The organism is Rhodococcus sp. D-46, from assembly GCF_011290655.1.
GTDB classification, from domain to species: Bacteria; Actinomycetota; Actinomycetes; order Mycobacteriales; family Mycobacteriaceae; genus Rhodococcus_F; species Rhodococcus_F qingshengii.
In genome coordinates this window covers 544,319-563,127 of the sequence record NZ_JAANTF010000002.1, presented here as the reverse complement: position 1 = coordinate 563,127, position 18,809 = coordinate 544,319, and the positions used below count along the sequence as shown (strand labels likewise).

Annotated in this window: 18 protein-coding genes; 9 read left to right on the top strand and 9 right to left on the bottom strand. The window is 62.8% G+C overall.

Going from position 1 to position 18,809, the window contains the following annotated elements:
* Positions 1-27: 27 nt before the first annotated feature.
* The 4 genes from G9U53_RS07285 to G9U53_RS07270 form a co-directional block, all read right to left on the bottom strand.
* On the bottom strand, positions 28-1,434 hold the full coding sequence (locus G9U53_RS07285; RefSeq protein WP_054187255.1) for a substrate-binding protein: 1,407 nt from the start codon (positions 1,432-1,434) through the stop codon (positions 28-30).
* Positions 1,435-1,478: 44 nt separating this feature from the next.
* A complete protein-coding gene (locus G9U53_RS07280) occupies positions 1,479-1,847 on the bottom strand; it encodes a winged helix-turn-helix domain-containing protein (RefSeq protein WP_007735244.1) in 369 nt (122 codons plus the stop codon).
* Between the two features lie 115 nt (positions 1,848-1,962).
* Entirely contained in the window at positions 1,963-3,024 is a 1,062-nt protein-coding gene (locus G9U53_RS07275) for a phenylacetaldoxime dehydratase family protein (protein WP_165638515.1), read from the bottom strand.
* A gap of 204 nt (positions 3,025-3,228) precedes the next feature.
* Positions 3,229-4,209, bottom strand: a complete 981-nt coding sequence (locus G9U53_RS07270) for a helix-turn-helix domain-containing protein (RefSeq protein WP_047270147.1) — start codon at positions 4,207-4,209, stop codon at positions 3,229-3,231.
* Between the two features lie 176 nt (positions 4,210-4,385).
* Between G9U53_RS07270 and G9U53_RS07265 the strand changes: the two genes are divergently transcribed.
* Genes G9U53_RS07265 through G9U53_RS07255 form a run of 3 tightly spaced genes read left to right on the top strand, consistent with a single transcriptional unit; the run spans position 4,386 to position 8,265 of the window.
* Positions 4,386-5,021 (top strand): TetR/AcrR family transcriptional regulator C-terminal domain-containing protein, encoded by a 636-nt coding sequence (locus tag G9U53_RS07265; protein WP_030537647.1) that lies wholly within the window; start codon positions 4,386-4,388, stop codon positions 5,019-5,021.
* Positions 5,022-5,057: 36 nt separating this feature from the next.
* A complete protein-coding gene (locus G9U53_RS07260) occupies positions 5,058-6,563 on the top strand; it encodes a long-chain-fatty-acid--CoA ligase (protein ID WP_030537646.1) in 1,506 nt (501 codons plus the stop codon).
* A gap of 10 nt (positions 6,564-6,573) precedes the next feature.
* On the top strand, positions 6,574-8,265 hold the full coding sequence (locus G9U53_RS07255; protein ID WP_165638514.1) for an acyl-CoA dehydrogenase family protein: 1,692 nt from the start codon (positions 6,574-6,576) through the stop codon (positions 8,263-8,265).
* Here the strand turns inward: G9U53_RS07255 and G9U53_RS07250 are convergent.
* Positions 8,262-9,140 carry a LysR family transcriptional regulator gene (locus G9U53_RS07250; RefSeq protein WP_064075487.1) on the bottom strand — a complete coding sequence of 293 codons (879 nt, stop codon included), beginning with the start codon at positions 9,138-9,140 and terminating at the stop codon, positions 8,262-8,264. The two genes, G9U53_RS07255 and G9U53_RS07250, sit on opposite strands and share 4 nt — an antisense overlap.
* Before the next feature lie 146 nt (positions 9,141-9,286).
* Between G9U53_RS07250 and G9U53_RS07245 the strand changes: the two genes are divergently transcribed.
* From G9U53_RS07245 to G9U53_RS07235, 3 genes are read left to right on the top strand one after another with little or no spacing between them, the layout of a single operon-like run.
* On the top strand, positions 9,287-10,657 hold the full coding sequence (locus tag G9U53_RS07245; protein WP_165638513.1) for an MFS transporter: 1,371 nt from the start codon (positions 9,287-9,289) through the stop codon (positions 10,655-10,657).
* Entirely contained in the window at positions 10,657-12,372 is a 1,716-nt protein-coding gene (locus tag G9U53_RS07240) for an acyl-CoA dehydrogenase family protein (protein ID WP_165638512.1), read from the top strand. Before G9U53_RS07245 ends, G9U53_RS07240 begins: the two co-directional genes overlap by 1 nt.
* Positions 12,369-13,598 (top strand): CoA transferase, encoded by a 1,230-nt coding sequence (locus G9U53_RS07235; RefSeq protein WP_165638511.1) that lies wholly within the window; start codon positions 12,369-12,371, stop codon positions 13,596-13,598. Before G9U53_RS07240 ends, G9U53_RS07235 begins: the two co-directional genes overlap by 4 nt.
* On the opposite strand, the gene G9U53_RS07230 is transcribed toward G9U53_RS07235, so the two are convergent.
* Positions 13,520-14,314 (bottom strand): LLM class F420-dependent oxidoreductase, encoded by a 795-nt coding sequence (locus G9U53_RS07230; protein ID WP_030537640.1) that lies wholly within the window; start codon positions 14,312-14,314, stop codon positions 13,520-13,522. The genes G9U53_RS07235 and G9U53_RS07230 overlap by 79 nt on opposite strands.
* A gap of 280 nt (positions 14,315-14,594) precedes the next feature.
* On the opposite strand from G9U53_RS07230, the gene G9U53_RS07225 reads away from it, so the two are divergent.
* Both G9U53_RS07225 and G9U53_RS07220 read left to right on the top strand, forming a co-directional pair.
* Positions 14,595-15,203, top strand: coding sequence for an ATP-dependent Clp protease proteolytic subunit (locus tag G9U53_RS07225; RefSeq protein WP_007735229.1), 609 nt, complete (start codon positions 14,595-14,597; stop codon positions 15,201-15,203).
* A 4-nt stretch (positions 15,204-15,207) separates the two neighbouring features.
* Positions 15,208-15,795, top strand: coding sequence for an ATP-dependent Clp protease proteolytic subunit (locus G9U53_RS07220; RefSeq protein WP_003945993.1), 588 nt, complete (start codon positions 15,208-15,210; stop codon positions 15,793-15,795).
* Here the strand turns inward: G9U53_RS07220 and G9U53_RS07215 are convergent, their stop codons facing one another.
* Genes G9U53_RS07215 through G9U53_RS07205 form a run of 3 tightly spaced genes read right to left on the bottom strand, consistent with a single transcriptional unit; the run spans position 15,796 to position 17,541 of the window.
* On the bottom strand, positions 15,796-16,164 hold the full coding sequence (locus G9U53_RS07215) for a helix-turn-helix transcriptional regulator (protein ID WP_003946041.1): 369 nt from the start codon (positions 16,162-16,164) through the stop codon (positions 15,796-15,798).
* Between the two features lie 58 nt (positions 16,165-16,222).
* Complete coding sequence (locus G9U53_RS07210) at positions 16,223-16,720, bottom strand: TIGR04338 family metallohydrolase (RefSeq protein WP_042450620.1); 498 nt, start codon at positions 16,718-16,720, stop codon at positions 16,223-16,225.
* Positions 16,717-17,541 carry a DUF2786 domain-containing protein gene (locus tag G9U53_RS07205; protein WP_030537724.1) on the bottom strand — a complete coding sequence of 275 codons (825 nt, stop codon included), beginning with the start codon at positions 17,539-17,541 and terminating at the stop codon, positions 16,717-16,719. Before G9U53_RS07205 ends, G9U53_RS07210 begins: the two co-directional genes overlap by 4 nt.
* Positions 17,542-17,655: 114 nt before the next feature.
* On the opposite strand from G9U53_RS07205, the gene ugpC reads away from it, so the two are divergent.
* Positions 17,656-18,729, top strand: coding sequence for a sn-glycerol-3-phosphate ABC transporter ATP-binding protein UgpC (gene ugpC / locus G9U53_RS07200; RefSeq protein WP_003946073.1), 1,074 nt, complete (start codon positions 17,656-17,658; stop codon positions 18,727-18,729).
* Positions 18,730-18,809 lie beyond the last annotated feature (80 nt).

The following is an 18,809-nucleotide window of genomic DNA, read 5'->3' as shown; positions in this document are numbered from 1 at the left end:
GACTCGTTAAGTTCGGGTTACGCGCGCTCAGAGAGAACGGGGGTACAGGCGCCCACGGCGTGATTCAGCGAGCAGAATCGGTCGATGCAGTGGAACGCCGTTGTTCGTAGAGCTTTTCGACGTCGTGACAAGCTGCCGAAGTACTGTTTCCGGATCGCCTGCCGACGTTCGTTCGACTGCGCGTGCGTAAGCGACGATCGCTTCGTACGTTGTCTCCGACAGGGAACTGAGCGGAGGCAGGAGTTCGTTCGAGCTCGCGCTGTATCGCTTTTCGAGGTCGTGATCGCCGGCTGCGGATTGAAAGTAGCCGAATGCCGCCCAGACTCCGTCAGCATCGGAATTGCCGATGAGCTGCTGAGTGGCCTCGTCGAGGACCAATGCAAACGTCCGCGTGGTGGCCCGCAGTCCGTGCTGGGCGCATTGTCGTTCGAAGAAGACCTCGTCATGGCCCACCAGGGTGGAAAGAATCAGTTCGGCCCCGGAGTCGGCTATCGACTCGATGATGCGTGAGAAGTCGGTTGTCCCCAACGGTACGTAGACTTCGCCGGCCACCGAACCTGTGGATTCGGCGATCACACGCCGGGCCGCCCAATGCGCTCCGAACGACCACGAATACTGCTGGCCGACCAGGAACCAAGTGCGAGAACCGGTCTCGGACATCATTGCGGGTATGCCCGCTCGCGTCTGGTCGAGTGGTCGCTCACCTAATCGAAGGACTCCCGGACGCGATCGACCTCCCTCGTTGAGAACTGTGTGCACCAACAGCACACCGGTGTTCTGCAATGCAGATGCAGCGGCATTGAAGGTTGACGATGTCACGCACGCGAAAACGGCGCGACATCCGCTTTTCACCAATCGCAGTGCGGTCGCCGCTCCGGCCGCCGAGTCGGAAGCGTCATCGCCGATCACCAAGTCGACGAGAACGCCGCCGATGCCGCCGTCGGCATTGATTTCTTCCACGGCCAGGGCTGCGAGTGTTTCTGTCGCCTGGGCGAATACAGCTGCCGGGCCGGATTTGCTGACCAGCAGCCCGATCCGATGTCGGTCGGAACGCGGAGGTTCGGGTGGAGCGAATCCGCGCTTGTTGGCAAGCCAGGAAATGCCGTCCTGATCGAGGCTGGACTCGAGAACGATCCGGGTCCCAGCGCCGTCGGGAAAGAACCGGATCGTCAGGCGGCCGCGCCACGGTTGGTGGTGCACGATCACGACCGATCGGCCCCGCTTCACGCCGGCGACGTATCCCAACAGCGTGATCGGCATTCCGACTGGATCTGCGCGTGCGCCGTCGCCGACGGGAAGGGAGATGGCGGCAGCGGCCCCGACCGTCAGTTGCTCACATTCGAGTTCGAGCAGTTGCCCCGTTTCGAGGCGCTCGAAGGCTGACCCTGGTGGGTCGGTCGTCACGATCTGTGCCGTTACGGAGAGACCTGGCACGTTCTACTTCCTGCCTGAAATAGGTGCTGGGGCTCAACAAGGCCTCACGCTCGGCGACGCACCGATGCGACGTCTGAATCCTCAGTCGCAGTGGCCGGCAACTCGGAGGCGTTCGAACCTGCTTCCAGCGCTCGCCCGAGGACGTCGCGCAGGAACTGGAGTGCATCGTTGGCGGGCCCCGATGGATCTATCGAGAACAGGCGATGACGTCCTTGACGCCGTTCGACGATCACGCCGGACAACCGCAGCGCCTTGAGATGTGTGGATACCGTGGTGCGACCGACCGTCGAAATTTGATCGCTGATGAAGCCCGCGTTGCACTCGCCGTGGGTAGCCAGCGTGTCGAGAATCTGTCGACGCACTTGGTCGGCCAGCACAGCAAACGCCAACTCTTCGTTTCGTTGAGTAGTCACTGTCTGCTGTCCGCGCTTCCTCGATGGTCTCTACTGAGATATGTCGACACCCGTCAACATATCTCGAGTTGCCTCCGAGGGAAAGAATGTGGCCGAAGATTGCCGGCGACTTCGGTCAGTGCTCGGCGGTGATCACCGCGTCGCGCAGCATTCCGGTCCCGGGATGGCAATTGATGTACTCGTAGAGCTGATCGGCGGCATCGAATACCGAGACCTCATGGTAGAGACGCAATTTCGACAGGCCCTCGGCCACCCGGAAGAACGTCGTGAAGATCCGTAGATGGGTCGGGTGGGATTCCGACCACCGTTCGAGTTGGTCGAGGGAGGCCCAGTGGCCGATGTTGTAGCTCAAGTCGAGGAAGTTTCCGTCGATGTCGATATTGCGTACGAATCGGTTGCTGTAGCACCCGACGGCCGGGCCGTTGTCGCGGAGGAAGTCCATGCCCGATTGAAGAGTGGGCAGGATTTCGTCCAGGTAGAGGCTGCGCTCGTCTGCTTCCGCGTCGGCCCAGTCCTGCCCGGACCTGATCAGTGCGATGTTGTCGTGTCCCCGCACTACTACGCGTCCACCTACGGCGGGGTCACAGGCGACGACCCGCAGTTCGCCCGAGGCCTGCATCCAGTCGGTTTGGGAGATCGGAAACCGCTCGCGCATCGAACCCCAGTAGCCGTGCTCGTTGATTTCGCCGCTGACACCGTCCATGACAGCTCCCACCCCGGGGAGGTCGTCTTGGAACGCGTAGAGCGTTTCGAATTGTTCGGCTCTCGGTGCCACGATCTCGCGGAAGAACCCCAATCCGTCCGACAGGCGGTCTTCGGACTCCCACCAGGAGGACACTGGAGGTGATGTGCTCCAACGATGTTGGGAAGAAACATCTTTCCAGTAACCGACCACGATCAGGTTCTCGTAGCCCTGGTTGTCGATGTGATGGGTGAGATCGTGGTGTGCCGGTCCGTCCGGCAAGTCGAAGCCGGCGACGATATCCCGCATCGCCCGCAGTGCTGCCGGGCGCTGATCCTCGCCGCGGAACTGCACGCCGAGATAGCCCATCACGACCTGGTGCAATGTGTCGTCTGCGCGCCCGACCCACATGGGAAACGGTGGCGTATAGGTATCCGGGACCCGCCTGGTCAGAGTGCGCGGGCATTGAAGGTGTTCGCCGATTGCAGATTCCATGAGTGCTCCCTGTGATGTAGGTGGTCGAATCGGGTGCCTGGCACTTGGCAACGCCGTGCCGAAAATCTACGCCCGCTCAGCCGAGCAAACTTGGCCGTCAGCGCCCGATGCTTGGCCTACCGTGCCAAGAATTGTGGATACGTTTCGGCGACAGAAAATTTTGAACACCATGTTCAATGGGTAAGTGTCCGAAGATGTTACAGATCAGCGGGTAGTACTTGTGGGGGCCGCTGCTTGCGACCGGTACCGCCGCGGGCTGATCCCGAATTCCGCCTTGAAGGCTCGACTGAAGGCGGCCAGGTCGGTGAATCCCCAGCGGTGAGAAATCTGGGTCAGCGACCGCTCTACTCCGTGTCGTTGCACGATCTCACGACGGCAACCGTCGAGTCGACGGCTGCGAATCGACCGTGACACCGTCGTGCCGTGTTCGGCGAAGGCTCGGTGCAACTGCCGAATGGAGACTTTGACCGATCCCGCGATGTCCACCGGAGACAGGGCCGGGTCTGCGATGCGGGCGTCTATGACCGACAGGGCGGATTCGTAGAGGCTGGTTCGCCGCGAGGTGATCGGTCGCGCAGTTGTGTGAAGAACGGACTTGACCAGGTTGCCGATCTCGTTGACGACTTCCTCTTCGTCTCCGCTTGCGTCGGACGTCATGCGGACGGAGGCAAGATCGTGAAGAAAGCGACCAAGCAGACCACTCAGGCCCGCGTGTCCGTCGAAGGCGATGGCGGTCAGGCTCGTGACCTCCGCGTCGCTGAGCGACAGGTACGACCGTGGCCAGGTGAACACCTCGAGTCCCCAGATGCCGTCGTGTGCGTGTCCCTCGATCTGCCAATCGAAGGGACGCGTGGTGTCGTACAGGACGTAGTCGCCACGTCGCAGGACGCATTCGCGGTCGTCTTGGCGCACTACCGCGCTACCGCGGCGGATCATCCCGATCTGCAGATAGTCCGCGCCGTCGCTTTTGATGAGGCTGTTGCTACGGACTATTCGTTGTTCCATCGATTGAACTGCGGATACCCGAACGTGTGCGAGTTGGGCCGAGTGGACGGCCCCGCTGAATCGATCGCCGTCTCCGATATCGGATACGTCGAGCGCGACAAAATGCTCGCGCAACAAATCTGCCCAGTCGCCCGTGAGAGTCGTGCGTGTGGGCAGGGAGAAGCCGGATCGCGCGAGCATTGCAGGGCGCCTCCTCGCAGAAAAGCCGAAGTTCTCGGGTGCTCGATGTTCAGAGAGTAATCCCGCACATCAGACATGTCGATAGAAGTCGACATGTCATCGCGTCGGGAAGAAATTGTTTGCCATACAAACAACGCCGAGTTATTGTTTGTCGTACAAACAAGTAGGAGTTCGTGATGGCCACCGAGGCAGTTCCCGCAGCGCGCGCGACGCGTGAGTCGGGCAAGCAGACGCGCATGGCGCTGTTCAACGCCGCAACCGAGCTGTTCCTCGAGCACGGCGACAGCGTCTCCATCGCGCAGATCTGCACGGCCGCCGGCGCCCATCCCAACCAGGTGACCTACTACTACGGCTCCAAAGAAAAGCTCTTCGTCGAGGTGGCGTGCGCGGCCGTTCTGCGCGCAGGCAAGCGTGCCGAGGTCGATGCCGCCGACGCCGACACGGTCGGCGATTACACCGAGAAGCTGGTCGGATCCCTCCTGGGCTCGGGCGCTCCCAGCGTCGAACTCTTCGTGGAAGCGATGATGATGACGGGTCGTCGTGGTGAACTCCGCGACCTGATCTCCGAAACGCTTCGCACTCTGCACTCCTCGGGCGAAACCGCCCTCCTCCGTACCTTGATCCGCACCGGCTGGCAGCTGCGCGCGGGCATCGACGTCGAGTCCAAGGCCTTCTGGTCTGCGATCTTCGGCCTCGTCATCCAGAAGACTGCCACCGGCGAGAGCTTCGGCTACTCCCTCGAGGAGGCGGTTGCCGTCATCTTCGCCACCCTCCAGATACCCGACGCCGTACTCAACAGCTCGATGGAATGAACTCTCTTCGAGCGTGATTCTCCGACAAGGACTTCGATGAATATCGTTCGCGTATTCGACAGCAACGTCACCAAGACCCCGGACAAACCCTTCCTGATATTCGACGGTCACGATCACACGTACTCCCAGGTTCAGGACGGAAGTCGACGCGCCGCAGGCTATTTGCAGTCGCTGGGCGTGCAGCCGGGCGACCGCGTCGCGCTGATGTGTTACAACACTCCGGGATTCGTGTACGCGATGCTCGGTGCCTGGCGCTTGGGCGCCGTCGTGGTCCCCATCAACCACAAGATGCAGACTCCGGAAGTTGCCTACGTGCTGGGACACGCGAAGGTGTCGGTGTGCGTCTTCGACGGTGAGTTGGCGCCGGTTGTCGGTCGACTGGAGACAACGGCCAAGCTGATCAGCACGGACTCTGTCGCAGACGGTTTCGACTTCTTCGACGACGCCATCACCCGCCAGGACGGCGTTGACGGTATCGACATCGACGAGAACGATCCGGCCGAAATCCTCTACACCTCGGGGACTACCGGCTCGCCCAAGGGCTGCGTCCACAGCCACCGCAACGTCGTCGGTGTTGCCGTCACCGCGGCCCTCGCCGTGTCGACGACTCGGGACGAGCGACTGCTCATGGCCGTCCCGATCTGGCACGCTTCCCCGCTCAACAACTGGTTCATGTCCACGCTCTACATGGGCGGAACCGTCGTGCTGCTGCGCGAGTACCATCCCGTCAAATTTCTGGAAACAGTTCAGGAACAACGCATTACCCTCTGCTTCGGCCCGCCGGTCATCTATACCACCGCACTCAACCTCGTGCCGAACTTTGCCGACTACAACCTCGGAAGCGTTCGTGCGTGGTTGTACGGCGGGGGACCGATCGGCGCGGATGTCGCTCGGCGACTGGTGGAGTCGTACGGCACCACCGAATTCCGGCAGGTCTACGGCATGACCGAGACCGGGCCAGTGGGCACCGTGCTGTACCCCGAAGAGCAGTTGAGCAAGGCGGGCTCGATCGGCCGCGTCGCGCTGGCCGGCGTCGACCTGCGCCTGGTTGCCGATGACGGCACCGACGCGGAGCCCGATCAGATCGGTGAGATCTGGCTGCGCGCCGACACCGTCATGCAGGGGTACCTCGACGACCCCGCTGCCACGAAGGCTGCTTTTGCCGACGGCGGTTGGTATCGCACCGGCGATCTGGCGCGCAAGGATGCGGACGGTTACCTCTTCATCGTCGACCGCGCGAAGGACATGATCATCACGGGCGGCGAGAACGTCTACTCCAAGGAGGTCGAGGACGTGATCTCCGGCCACCCGGACGTCGTCGACGTCGCCGTTGTCGGAAAACCCAACGAAGAATGGGGCGAGACCGTCGTCGCGCACGTCGTCTGGCGTGAACCGGATGTCATCAGCGCCGACGACATCAAGGACTACCTCTCGGACAAGTTGGCGCGCTACAAGATTCCGCGTGAAGTGGTGTTCGCGACCATTCTTCCGCGTACACCGACCGGCAAGATCCAGAAGCACCTCATCCGCGCAGCGAGCTGAAAGGCCTGTCATGACTGATATTTCCGAGAAGACCGTCACCCACCCGGCTCCGCATCGCACCCATGCAGTGCTCAACCAGTCGGTACCGCGCACGGACGTCAACGAGTTCCTGCTCGATACGGTCCTGGCCGAAGGCGTCGCGCGTCACGACGCCGATTGGGCCACCAGTGAACTCACCGATATCGGTGAACTGGTCGGCAGTGCCGGGTTCCAGCACGACGCCGAGCTGGCCAACACGGTGATCCCCGAATTGAAGACCTTCGATCGCTGGGGAAACCGCATCGACGAGGTCGAATACCATCCGTCGTATCACCGGATCATCTCTGCCGCCGTTGCGCACGGTGCTCACACCTCTGCCTGGGCTGACCCCAAGCCGGGTGCCAACGTGGCTCGGGCCGCGGCATTCATGCTCTTCTCCCAGGTCGAACCGGGCCACGCGTGCCCGATCTCCATGACGCACGCTGTGATCCCCTCGCTCGAGCTGCAACCGGACGTGGCCGCTCTCTGGACGCCGCGAGCCCTTTCTCGCAGCTACACCCCCGAGTTGGACGCTCCCGGAAAGGCATCCGCGATCTTCGGAATGTCGATGACGGAGAAGCAGGGTGGCTCCGACGTGCGAGCCAACACGACCATCGCCAAGCCTGCCGGACGTGGCGGCCCGGGTGCGGACTACCTCCTCACCGGACACAAGTGGTTCTGCTCCGCGCCGATGTCCGACGCCTTCCTGGTTCTCGCTCAGGCCGAAGGTGCTGCCGGCGAGGGACTTTCCTGCTTCCTTCTCCCCCGCATCCTGCCCGACGGCACACGCAACGTCTTCCGCATCCAGCGTCTGAAGAACAAGCTGGGCAACAAGTCCAACGCGTCGTCCGAGATCGAGCTCGACGGCACCGTCGGCACCATGATCGGCGAACCGGGACGTGGCGTGCGGACCATCATCGAAATGGTGTCCCAGACGCGACTCGACTGCATCCTCGGCAGCACGGCAGGTATGCGTCAGTCGGTCGCCGAAGCGGTGTGGCACGCACGGCACCGCAGCGCTTTCGGTGCCGTCCTGGCAGATCAGCCGGCGATGACCTCGGTGCTTGCCGATCTGGCTCTCGAATCCGAAGCCGCGACCATCACCGCACTGCTATTGGCTCGTGCGCAGGACGAGGACGCGAATGAGCAGGAAAAGGCGTTCCGCCGACTCGCGACGGCTGTTGCGAAGTACTGGATCTGCAAGCGCGGCCCGCACCACTCCTACGAAGCCCTCGAGTGCCTGGGCGGCAACGGTTACACCGAGGACTTCCCGCTTGCCCGTCGCTACCGTGAGCAGCCCGTCATGGCCGTGTGGGAGGGGTCGGGCAACGTCATCGCGCTCGACGTCCTGCGCGCGATGACCCGTGAACCCGACTCCGTTGCCGCCTTCGACCACGAGATCAACCTCGCCCGCGGCAACAACCCGGTCCTCGATCAGCACCTCGATCGAGTACGACGCCAACTCGGTGAGCTCGCCACGATGGCACCTGCCGACGCTCAACTCCGCGCTCGGACCGTCGTCGAGGCTATGGCGTTGGCACTGCAGGCTTCGCTCATGGTGCGCCACTCCCCGGCCGCCTCGTCCGATGCGTTCATTGCCGCTCGCCTCGGCGCCGACCGTGGTCACGAGTACGGAACTCTGCCTGTGGGAACAGATTTCGCCGGAGTTCTCGCGAGAGCCTAAGGCTGCTCCCTCAGTACCCTGGTGACGGTGTGTACTGCCGGCGTCGGATTGTTGGGTCGCCATGCCATCGCGATTTTCAGCGTGGGCGTGGCCCCGGCGATCGGCAGGTACACGACCCCGTCCATGGACAGATGCGCCGTCGACTCCACGACGACGGCGATCCCGACCCCCGCTCCGACCATGGCCAACAGGCTGTACGGATCGGGGGCTTCGTGTGCGATGGTGGGCGTGAAACCTGCTGTGGCGCAAACGGACAACGTTGCATCGCGCACCACCGAGCCGTGCTCGGCGGGATACATCACGAATCGCTCGGTTGCCAGGTCTTCCGGTGACACCGAGTCATGCGTACCGAGGTGATGCCTGGCCGGAACCGCGACCATCAAGGTTTCCTCCCGCACAGTGTGAGTCTCGAATCCGCGCGGAATGGGCAGGCCGACTATGCCCATGTCCAGTGCTCCGCGTCGGAGAGCGTCGAGCACCTCACCCGAGTACATCTGCGGCCGTAGTTCCAGTTCGATTCCCGGATGGGAGTCGGCCAAGGACCGTGTGAGGGCCGACAGGACGGTGTAGCCGCCTGTTCCGCCGAAACCCACTGTGACACGGCCCGTCTCGCCAGTCGACGCGGCCGATGCGATTTCTCGTACCACGGCGATCTGCGCTTCGATGATCCGTGCGGGCGTGACCAAGGCTTCGCCGGCGGCTGTCAGTTGCACTGATCTGGTGGTCCGGACGAACAGGTCGGTACCCAGTTCACGCTCGAGCCCCCGAATGGTCTGGCTGAGCGGGGACTGCCCGATGTGGAGTCGCTCGGCGGCCCGGCCGAAATGAAGTTCGTCGGCGACTGCGAGAAACGCGCGCAGTTGACGCAGTTCCACGTCGCTCCTCCCGGGTTTCATTATGTGGTTCTCCCACATAAATAAGTCGAACTAAGTCTTGGACTCTACATGGATTTCGGACGATAGTGATTCACGCCTCACATTGCATCCCTTGGTGATGCCCGACGCGAGAATCAGGGAGAACCGTGGATCAACACCCAGGTCAAGACACCAATCCGCCTGAATACAACACCAAACAGGCACGCAAGGCCGGAATCACGGCGTTTGTCGGAACGACCATCGAATGGTTCGACTTCTACATCTACGGAACCGCATCCGCCTTGGTGCTCGGCCCGCTGTTCTTCCCGGATGCGTCGCCGGCGGTGGGGACACTCGCAGCCTTCGCGACTTTTGCCGTGGGATTCGTGGCTCGTCCGGTCGGCGGAGTGGTGTTCGGTCATTTCGGAGACAAGTTCGGTCGCAAGAACGCCGTGATCATCACCCTCGCGCTCATGGGGTTGGGAACTGTCGGTGTCGGCCTCCTCCCTACGTACTCCCAGATCGGGATCTGGGCACCGATACTGCTTGTGGCACTGCGTGTTCTCCAGGGCATCGCCATGGGTGGCGAATGGGGCGGTGCCGTGTTGATCGCCACCGAATTCGCTCCCCCGAAGAAGAAAGTGCTCTACGGCGCGTTTGCGCAGCAGGGTTCACCGGTCGGCAACCTGCTCGCGACGCTGGCCTTCCTCGGCCTGACGTTGATGTCGGATTCCGTGTTCGAGTCGTGGGGTTGGCGTCTGCCGTTCCTCGGATCCGCAGCTTTGGTGATCGTCGCTCTCTACATCCGGTTGCACATCTCCGAGACGCCCGAGATGAAGAAGGCTGTTGCGGCACAGGAGCGTACACGGATGCCGCTGGTCGAAGTGTTGCGGTCGCATCCCGTCGAACTTGCTCTCGGCGTCGGCGCTGTGGTTGCCGGTGTTGCCATCACGTACGTCAAGACAACTTTTGCGCTCTCATGGGCGACAACGGATCTCGGCTTCGAGCGCAGTGACTTCCTCCTCGTGATCACCGTGGCACTGGTAGCCCAGGCGCTCGTACAGCCTTTCGGTGCTGTGCTGGCCACGCGGATCGATCCGTCGAAAGCGGTCCGTTGGATGCTGCTTCCGGAGATCGTGCTCCTACCACTGATGTTCGTGCTGGTTCAGACGGGCTCCGTGCCCTTGGCGATTCTGGGGATGGTCCTCGCGACGGCGCCTCACGCAATGTATTACGCCGCGTTGGCCGGCATTCTGGCGCAGGTTTTCCCCACCAATGTTCGGTATACCGGCATCTCTCTGTCGTACCAATTGTCGACCGCCGTATTTGCCGGAACGGCCCCGATGGTCAGCCAGTATCTGCTGACGCGAACCAACTCGATCTGGCCGGTCGTAGCTCTAGGGCTCGTGTATGTCGTTCTCTCCCTTGTCTGTATGACTGCTTTGTTGCGCAGGAGTGCGCTGCACGGGCAAGGGCTGGAGTCGACGAGCTCCTCGAACATGACTGATGCTTCCACCCTGAAAGGCGTTGACCACTGATGAACTTTGCACACACCGACCCCGCTCTGACAGCGGTAGTGGACAGATGGACCGCCGGGGCGGACCGAGAGACGTTGAACGGATTGCTCGACCGACTGGGCCGAGACGCAGCCGGCCGTTTGTCCGAGCTTGCCGACATCGCAGACAAGAACCCGCCGGTGCTGCAGCAATTCGACAAGGCCGGTGACCGCGTCGACCGGATTTCCTATCACCCGGCCTACCTGGAACTGTGCCGGGCGGCGTACAACGAGTACGGCCTGTCCGCCATGTCGCACCGAAAAGGGTTGCACGGATGGGACTCCGTGCATCCGCCACTCGCGAAGTACCTCGCGTCGTACATCTTCGTGCAGGCCGAGTTCGGGCTGGCCTGCCCGGTGTCGATGACAGATGCTGCTGCGCGGACCCTGCGTATGTTCGGTGATCCGGCCGTGTTCTCGCCCTGGATCGAAGCGTTGACGTCGACGGACCCCGATCAGGCGAAGACGGGTGCGATGTTCATGACCGAGATTCAGGCAGGCACCGACATCGCCTGCACCGAAACACGCGCCGAGCGCGACGGCGACGGATGGGTTCTGACGGGCAAGAAGTGGTTCGCCTCCAACCCGGATGCCGATGTGATCATCACCCTCGCAAGATTCCCGGGCGGACAGGATGGTTCGACGCGTGGAGTCGGAATGTTCATGGTGCCCAAGACCTTGGGATCCGGCGAGCGCAACAACCTCACGATCGATCGTCTCAAGGACAAGCTGGGTACGCGTTCCATGCCGAGCGGCGAGGTGACGCTGAACCGCGCGCACGCACTCCAGGTCGGCGAACTCGATCGAGGATTCCGCCAGATGGCGGAGATGGTCAACACGTCTCGCCTGTCCAATGCGATGCGTTCGAGCGCTCTCATGCGCCGAGCAGTCCGCGAAGCCGTCGAACATTCGAAGAGTCGAGTCGTGTTCGGTAAGAAGCTCTTCGACCAGCCGCTGATGCGGGCGACGCTTCTTCCCCTTGCACTCGATGCCGAGGCTTCGCTGGCCCTGGTCGCGTACAGCGCACAGTGTCTTCAGGCAGCAGACGGCGGCGACGAACAGGCGCGCGCACTGATCAGGGTGCTGACACCGATCGCCAAACACTTTGTCTGCAAACGCGCGCGGGTGGTCACCGGCGAGGCCATGGAGGTGCGCGGAGGAAACGGCTACATCGAGGAATGGGCCAACGCGCGACTAGTGCGGGATGCCCACTTGGGCTCGATCTGGGAGGGCTCGAGCAATGTCATTGCGCTGGACGTACTTCGGTGCCTACGCAAGTTCAACTCGCACCGCACGGTCGCGGAAGCGATGACGGACATCTTGTCCACCGTCGGACCGGATTGCGAAGCCGGGGCCGGAGTTCTGTTGCGGCGCTGGGAGGAACTGGTAGAGGAAGGAGATCGTCTGATCTCCGGATCTGACGATGCCGCGCAGGCTGCGAGTGCAAGGTACTCCGACGAGTTGGCTCGTACCGTCATGGCGACCCTGCTCTTCGACCTTGCGGATCACGGCATCCGACACGGTAATGGGTACCGGTCACTGCTGGTGGCGAATTCCTACCTGGCCGGTCTTGTGGGGAAGGTGCCGTCGGCTGCACTCGGCAATCTCGACGTGATCACCGACGGCGGTGACGTCGAGCTGGATGATGCACGTGACGTCGTAGCCGAGTTCCTCTCCGTAGCAGGGGTTCACCAGTGAATTCTCCAACAGGCCCCACACCCTTGGCTGGTGTCCGCGTGCTCGATCTGTCGAAGATCCTTGCCGGGCCGTACGCAACCATGTCGCTTGCCGATCTCGGAGCCGACGTCACCAAGATCGAACACCCTGAAGGCGGCGACCCCACGCGTTCGTGGGGGCCTCCCTTCGTCGGCGTAGATGCCGCCTACTACCTCGCGATCAACCGCGGCAAGAAGTCGGTCACGATCGACCTCAAGTCCACCGAAGGACAGGAGATCATCCACCGCATGCTCGAAGAGACCGATGTGGTCGTGGAGAACTTCAAGCCGGGCAGCGGATTACAGAAGATCTTCGACTACCAGGCACTGTCCGAGCGATACCCGCATCTGATCACCCTGCACATCTCTGCCTTCGGTGAAGAAGGACCGCTGCGCGACGAACCGGGATACGACATGATCGCGCAGGCCGCGGGTGGGCTCATGTCGCTCACCGGTGAACCGGGTGGTGCTCCGATGAAATCCGGGTTTGCGTTGGGAGACTTGGGCGCAGCGCTTTTCGGACTGGTCGGTGTCCTGGCTGCATTGGTCGAGCGAGGCCGGACCGGGCGCGGACAGTACGTGACCACGTCGCTGTACGAGTGCCAACTCGCGATGCACGTGAACTGGGCGACCAGTTACTTCGCCACCGGTGAGCGCCCGACTGCGTTGGGCTCCGGTCATCCGAATCTTGCTCCGTATCAAGCATTTCCTGCCAGCGACGGGTACTTCGTCATCGCTGTCGGCAACGACGCGATGTGGGCGTCGCTGTGCGAGGCCATCGGAAGGAGTGAACTGGTCACCGATCCGCGTTTTGCCCACAACCGCGACAGGGTGGAGAACCGCGAGAGTCTGGAACGAGAACTTACCAGCGCCTTCACATCGGAAACCGTCGAACACTGGTGCGCTCTTCTCGCCCAACGCGCCGTACCGGTCTCACCGATCCGGCATCTCGACGAGATCTACTCCGATCCCCACACCGCCGCGCTCGGAATGGTCGGTACCGTCGACCATCCGACGCTCGGACCGTTGAAGCAAGTGGCCTTCCCGGTCAACTTCTCCGGCCAGAGGCCACGCCTGACGTCGGCGCCGCCCGTTCTCGGCGCCGACAACGACGAAGTCCTTGGTACCCCTCAGGCCAGCCCGCTCAACGCAGGCGGCGTGTTGTCGTCGCGCCAACCGATGGCCTCGGCAAGCGTCGTGAGGTCGTAGTCCGGTCCGCTGACGCCGACGGTGAAGAGCGAGACACCGTCGGCGACCAGGTCAGCAGCATTCTCGAGCCCAGGCCACGGAACCGAGTGCTCTACTTCCAGCGGGTTCCGGCCCACGTCGGCGCAATGGTCGGAGAGGATGTCTGACTTGCGAAGGTGTGTCTCACGGTCGCCGAAGCTGTGCCAGACGTCGGCGTACTCGGCGACCAGGCGCAGGGTCTTCTTCTCGCCGCCACCGCCGATGAGGACCGGGATGTTGCGCGTCGGCGGCGGGTTGCCCTTCGCCAGGCGGCCCGTGATGCGGGGGAGGTATTCGCCCAGCAGTTTCAGCCGTGAACCGGGAGTGCCGAAGTCGTATCCGAACTGGTCGTAGTCCTTCTCGAACCAGCCGGCACCGATGCCGAGGATCAGGCGTCCGCCGCTGATGTGGTCGACGGTTCGCGCCATGTCGGCCAGCAGATCCGGATTGCGGTAGCCACCACCGGTGACCAGGGCGCCGATCTCGACGCGTTCGGTCTGTTCGGCCCAGGCGCCGAGCATGGTCCAGCATTCGAAGTGGGCGCCGTCGGGATCGCCGGTCAACGGGTAGAAGTGGTCCCAGTTGAAGACGATGTCCACCCCGGCGTCCTCGGACCGCAAGACGGCGTCGCGTATCAACCCGTAATCGGGTGCGTGCTGGGGTTGGAGTTGAACACCGATGCGTACCGGACGAGTCATGCCACGCTCCTGACGAGAGGAATGGTTGTCTTCTCCCATCATGGCCGGGTGTGCGCGGTACCGCTACCGCCGCCGTCGGTGACGGGTTTGCCCGCTCTTGTACCCACCCCTTTTCGAGCGAACGGTACTTTCGGCGCCTTAGATCGACTGAACGTGCCGTTCGCTCAGAAAGGGGGCAGTCAAAGGGGGGCAGGCAACAGGGGGCGGGTAAAAACAGGGGTGGTCTGCCCACAGCAGACAGGCGGGGCCGCGGCACTGCCGCGCCGGTAGGAATGGATTCATGACTACTGAAGCTCCCACCGATACCGGCTACCGTGACCTGTTGACAGACAGGCTCTTCCGACAGCGAACCATTCTGCTCACCGGCGAGGTCAACGACGCCATGGCCGAACGTGTGTGTTCGGAACTGGTGCTCCTCGCCACCACCGACCCCAAGCGCGACGTCGTGCTCTACATCAATTCACCTGGCGGATCGGTGTTTGCCGGCCTGGCCATCTACGACACGATGAAGCTCATCCCCAATGACGTCGTGACGGTCGCGATGGGCTTCGCGGCCAGCATGGGCCAGGTGCTCCTCTGCTCCGGCACCCACGGCAAGCGAATCAGCCTGGCGCACAGCCGCATCATGATGCACCAACCTTCGGCAGGTATCGGTGGCACTGCGGTGGACATTGCGATCCAGGCCGAGAGTCTCGAGCTGATGAAGCGTCAATCGCAGGAAATCCTCGCCGCCGAAACGGGCCGGACCGTCGAAGAGATCGAGACCGACAGCGATCGGGATCGCTGGTTCACCGCCGAGCAGGCGCGCGAGTACGGAATCGTCGACCGCGTCGTGACGTCCTTCGCCGAGATAGCACCGCAAGCCACCTTCCCCAAGATCGGATTGTGACGTCATGTCCCAGTACACGATTCCCAGCGTCATCGAGCGAACACCAACGGGTGAGCGATCTTTCGACATCTTCAGTAGGCTGCTCAACGAACGCATCGTCTTTCTCGGCACAGAGATCGACGACGGCGTCGCCAACGTCGTGATGGCTCAGATGCTGCATCTGCAAGCCGACAACCCGGATCGTGAAATCGGTTTGTACATAAACTCTCCCGGCGGTTCCACCACGGCGATGCTCGCGATCTACGACACCATGCAGTTCTTGAAACCGACGATTTCCACGTACTGCATGGGTCAAGCGGCTTCGGCTGCTGCAGTGCTTCTGGCCGCCGGCACTCCAGGCCATCGGCATGTTCTTGCCCATTCGCGGGTGCTGCTGCACCAACCGTCGACGCAAGGTAGTGGCACCATCTCGGACCTCGCGCTTCAAGCAGCCGAGATCCTGAGAATCCGGGAGCAGACCGAGGCGATTCTGAGTAAGCACACCGGTCAGAGCGTCGAGCGGCTCCGTAAGGACACCGATCGCGACAGGATCTTCACTGCCGACGACGCTATCTCCTACGGACTGGCTGACACCCTCATCGAAGGGAACTGATCAGGCTGCCATCAGGACGGGACCGGAGATCGGGGCGGGAGAATGTCCGAAGGTGAGGGAGTTGAGCGCAACGATCCTGTTGCCCGCTCGGAACAGCAGGTGCTCGAGCGGCATCCCGAGCGCTTCGCAGATGGCGCGCAGAATTTCCGACGACGGTTCCTTCTTGCCCCGTTCGATCTCGGAGAGGTATTGCTTCGACATCCCGACCTTTGCGGCTACGTCGTCGAGAGTTCGGTCCTGATCGCGTCGAACCTCCCGCAGCACTCGTCCGTAGGCTTCACGAATCAGTGGGGGTTTGCGCACGGCAACAGCCGGATCGGGGAGTTCCGACTCACCCTTGACCAGGACCAGTCTGCGCGGCGCATCCATAGGCCGAGTATTCCAGCCGACCGGTTCGCACACCACCCGGTTCACCGAGGGCTGACATCTAGTCCGTTCGAACACCACCGGCAAGGAACATCGCTCGAAGAACGAAGGCCGCCTCGGGCCCGATGATCTCGCCGACAAGGCTCGTGTAGCGGTCGACGAACTCGGGCCCGTGGGAAGCCTCGTCGGAGGCGGGGTCGCCGAGGTGGTGCGCAAGTTCGTGCAAGACAACGAATTCGCGTAGCGCCCACCGGCCGTCACGGTCGTCCGGGACGGCGATGACGTCGTTCGAGTAGTGAGCGGCGGCATTGCCGCCGCGGGAGCGTACGGACACCGGAATGGTTGCGCGAGTCCAGGTCTCCCGTACCCAATTCAGCCCGAGTAGCTGATCGCAGTACGCCTGGACCGACTCCACGGAACCGAATTTGCGCTCGACCGGCAAGGTGATGGTGGAACCCATGACCTCGACGCTCCGAAGTCCACGCTGGTCGGCGCGATCGAACATGGTGCGCACCAACGTCTCTGCCTCGTAGACGGCGCTCCGCTGCGTATCCCTCACGAGTCCAGCTGCCCGCGCACCCCGCCGATCTCCGGAAGGTTCCCCAGACGTGCGGAGCGCGCCGCCCGATCACCCGCTCGTCGAGCATGTGAGGAATGCCCGGCGCTTGCGCGGCCGCCGCCCCGCCACGTCCCACGCGCTTTGGAGTTGGACGAGTAGTAGTCCTTCAGCTCGATTTCCTTGTTACGCAGCACGAGTGCGGTTTCGGAAGACGACGTGGCAGATTCTGCGATCGCGGTCTTCTCCGTCTCCTGCTTCGTCTCGGCCAACCGAGCGCCGATGCGGGACGCGTACGCCATCTGGAAGTTCAGGCGCGCCGTCACTCCGGCCACCGGCTTGCGGACCTGCGTGCTGACGCGTCGTCGTCCACGAGTTTCGACGACGGTCCGCACGGACGTTTCGCCGCGGTACGCCCCGGAACGCACGTAGGCATCGGAGTCACGCACCATCTGGAAGAGCAGGCTCGAATACAGGGCCTCGCACACGTCGATGTCGCCGGCGAAGCCGTAGGCGTAGATGACGGCCGACGTCTGCGCGATGTCGCATTGCACGTCGTTGGCAGCGGCGATCGCGATGAACAACTGGGCGTACGTTCGCAGTCCGCGCTTGCCCGGTTCGCCGATGGTGATGAGCCGTTGAGTGGGCGTCGCACGCTTTTCCGAAGACGCGGTATGCGCACGCGCGACCGCCAGGTCGATCGCGGAACTGGTGGCCAACCGCTGAGCGGCAGCCATGAAGGCTTCACCTTCGTGTGGATTGTCGGTGGACTCCGCTTGGCGAAGCAGCGCACCGATGCGGGTCAGCATCTTCTCCGAACTCACCGTGAAAGACTACGCTCGCGCGCCGACACGGACGTTTATGCTGCTAGCGCACACGCTCACCCTCAACTTGGATCGTCCGGCACGTTCCTGCCGGTAGAAGGGATCAACCCCGTCATGGCTTCAGTGACTTTCGAGAGCACCACCTGCCTGTTCCCCGGATCGAACACTCCGGCAGTGGACAAGCTCGACCTCGAGATCGAGGACGGCGAGTTCCTCGTCCTCGTCGGACCCTCCGGCTGCGGAAAGTCGACCACCCTGCGCATGCTCGCCGGGCTCGAAGACGTCCACAGCGGACGCATCCTCATCGGCGACCGCGACGTCACCGGTCAGGAGCCGAAAGAGCGCGACATCGCGATGGTCTTCCAGAACTACGCGCTGTACCCGCACATGTCGGTGGCCGAGAACATGGGTTTTGCGCTCAAGCTCGCCGGAACCAACAAGACGGAGATCCGCGCCCGCGTCGAAGAGGTCGCGAAGATGCTAGATCTCGAGCCGTACCTCGATCGCAAGCCCAAAGCGCTGTCCGGTGGCCAGCGTCAGCGAGTGGCGATGGGCCGCGCCATCGTCCGCCAGCCGCAGGTCTTCCTGATGGACGAGCCGCTCTCGAACCTCGACGCGAAACTCCGTGTGCAGACACGTACGCAGATCGCTCAGCTGCAACGACGCCTCGCGACGACGATGGTTTACGTGACCCACGACCAGGTCGAGGCCATGACGATGGGTGACCGCGTCGCCGTCCTCGAAAAGGGAATCCTGCAGCAGTGCGCCTCGCCACGCGAGCTGTACAACAAGCCGAAGAACGTCTTCGTCGCCGGCTTCATGGGTTCACCCGCGATGAACCTCTTCACCCTCCCCGTCGTCGACGGCGGCGTCGCATTCGGTGACGGGATCGTTCCGGTTCCGCGCGAGACGATGAACGGCGTCGTCGAAACCGAGGTTGTTCTGGGTATTCGCCCCGAGCACCTCGAGATCGCCGCCGAAGGCCTGCCGATGGAGGTCGACGTCGTCGAGGAACTGGGCTCGGACGCCTACGTCTACGGCCGGACCACGATCGGCGGACGGTTGCAGCAGATCGTCTCGCGTGGTGACTGGCGCAATCCGCCGCAGAAGGGCGAGCGCGTCAACCTGCGCGTCGACCCCGAGAAGGTGCACATTTTTGCCACCACCGACGGGCGTCGCCTGGGTTAGGTCGACCTGTCAAACGACACATGACCGATTCAGGTTCGGCGTAATACCCACAAGTACGGGTGTCTCGTGCCACAGTAGGG

Excerpts from the sequence above, each read along its gene's own strand:
- G9U53_RS07270 (WP_047270147.1), bottom strand. The coding sequence starts at position 4,209 with ATGCTCGCGCGATCCGGCTTCTCCCTGCCCACACGCACGACTCTCACG.
- G9U53_RS07225 (WP_007735229.1), top strand. The coding sequence starts at position 14,595 with ATGACTACTGAAGCTCCCACCGATACCGGCTACCGTGACCTGTTGACA.
- G9U53_RS07215 (WP_003946041.1), bottom strand. The coding sequence starts at position 16,164 with ATGGATGCGCCGCGCAGACTGGTCCTGGTCAAGGGTGAGTCGGAACTC.
- G9U53_RS07220 (WP_003945993.1), top strand. The coding sequence starts at position 15,208 with ATGTCCCAGTACACGATTCCCAGCGTCATCGAGCGAACACCAACGGGT.
- ugpC (WP_003946073.1), top strand. The coding sequence starts at position 17,656 with ATGGCTTCAGTGACTTTCGAGAGCACCACCTGCCTGTTCCCCGGATCG.
- G9U53_RS07240 (WP_165638512.1), top strand. The coding sequence starts at position 10,657 with ATGAACTTTGCACACACCGACCCCGCTCTGACAGCGGTAGTGGACAGA.
- G9U53_RS07265 (WP_030537647.1), top strand. The coding sequence starts at position 4,386 with ATGGCCACCGAGGCAGTTCCCGCAGCGCGCGCGACGCGTGAGTCGGGC.
- G9U53_RS07275 (WP_165638515.1), bottom strand. The coding sequence starts at position 3,024 with ATGGAATCTGCAATCGGCGAACACCTTCAATGCCCGCGCACTCTGACC.
- G9U53_RS07230 (WP_030537640.1), bottom strand. The coding sequence starts at position 14,314 with ATGACTCGTCCGGTACGCATCGGTGTTCAACTCCAACCCCAGCACGCA.
- G9U53_RS07255 (WP_165638514.1), top strand. The coding sequence starts at position 6,574 with ATGACTGATATTTCCGAGAAGACCGTCACCCACCCGGCTCCGCATCGC.
- G9U53_RS07260 (WP_030537646.1), top strand. The coding sequence starts at position 5,058 with ATGAATATCGTTCGCGTATTCGACAGCAACGTCACCAAGACCCCGGAC.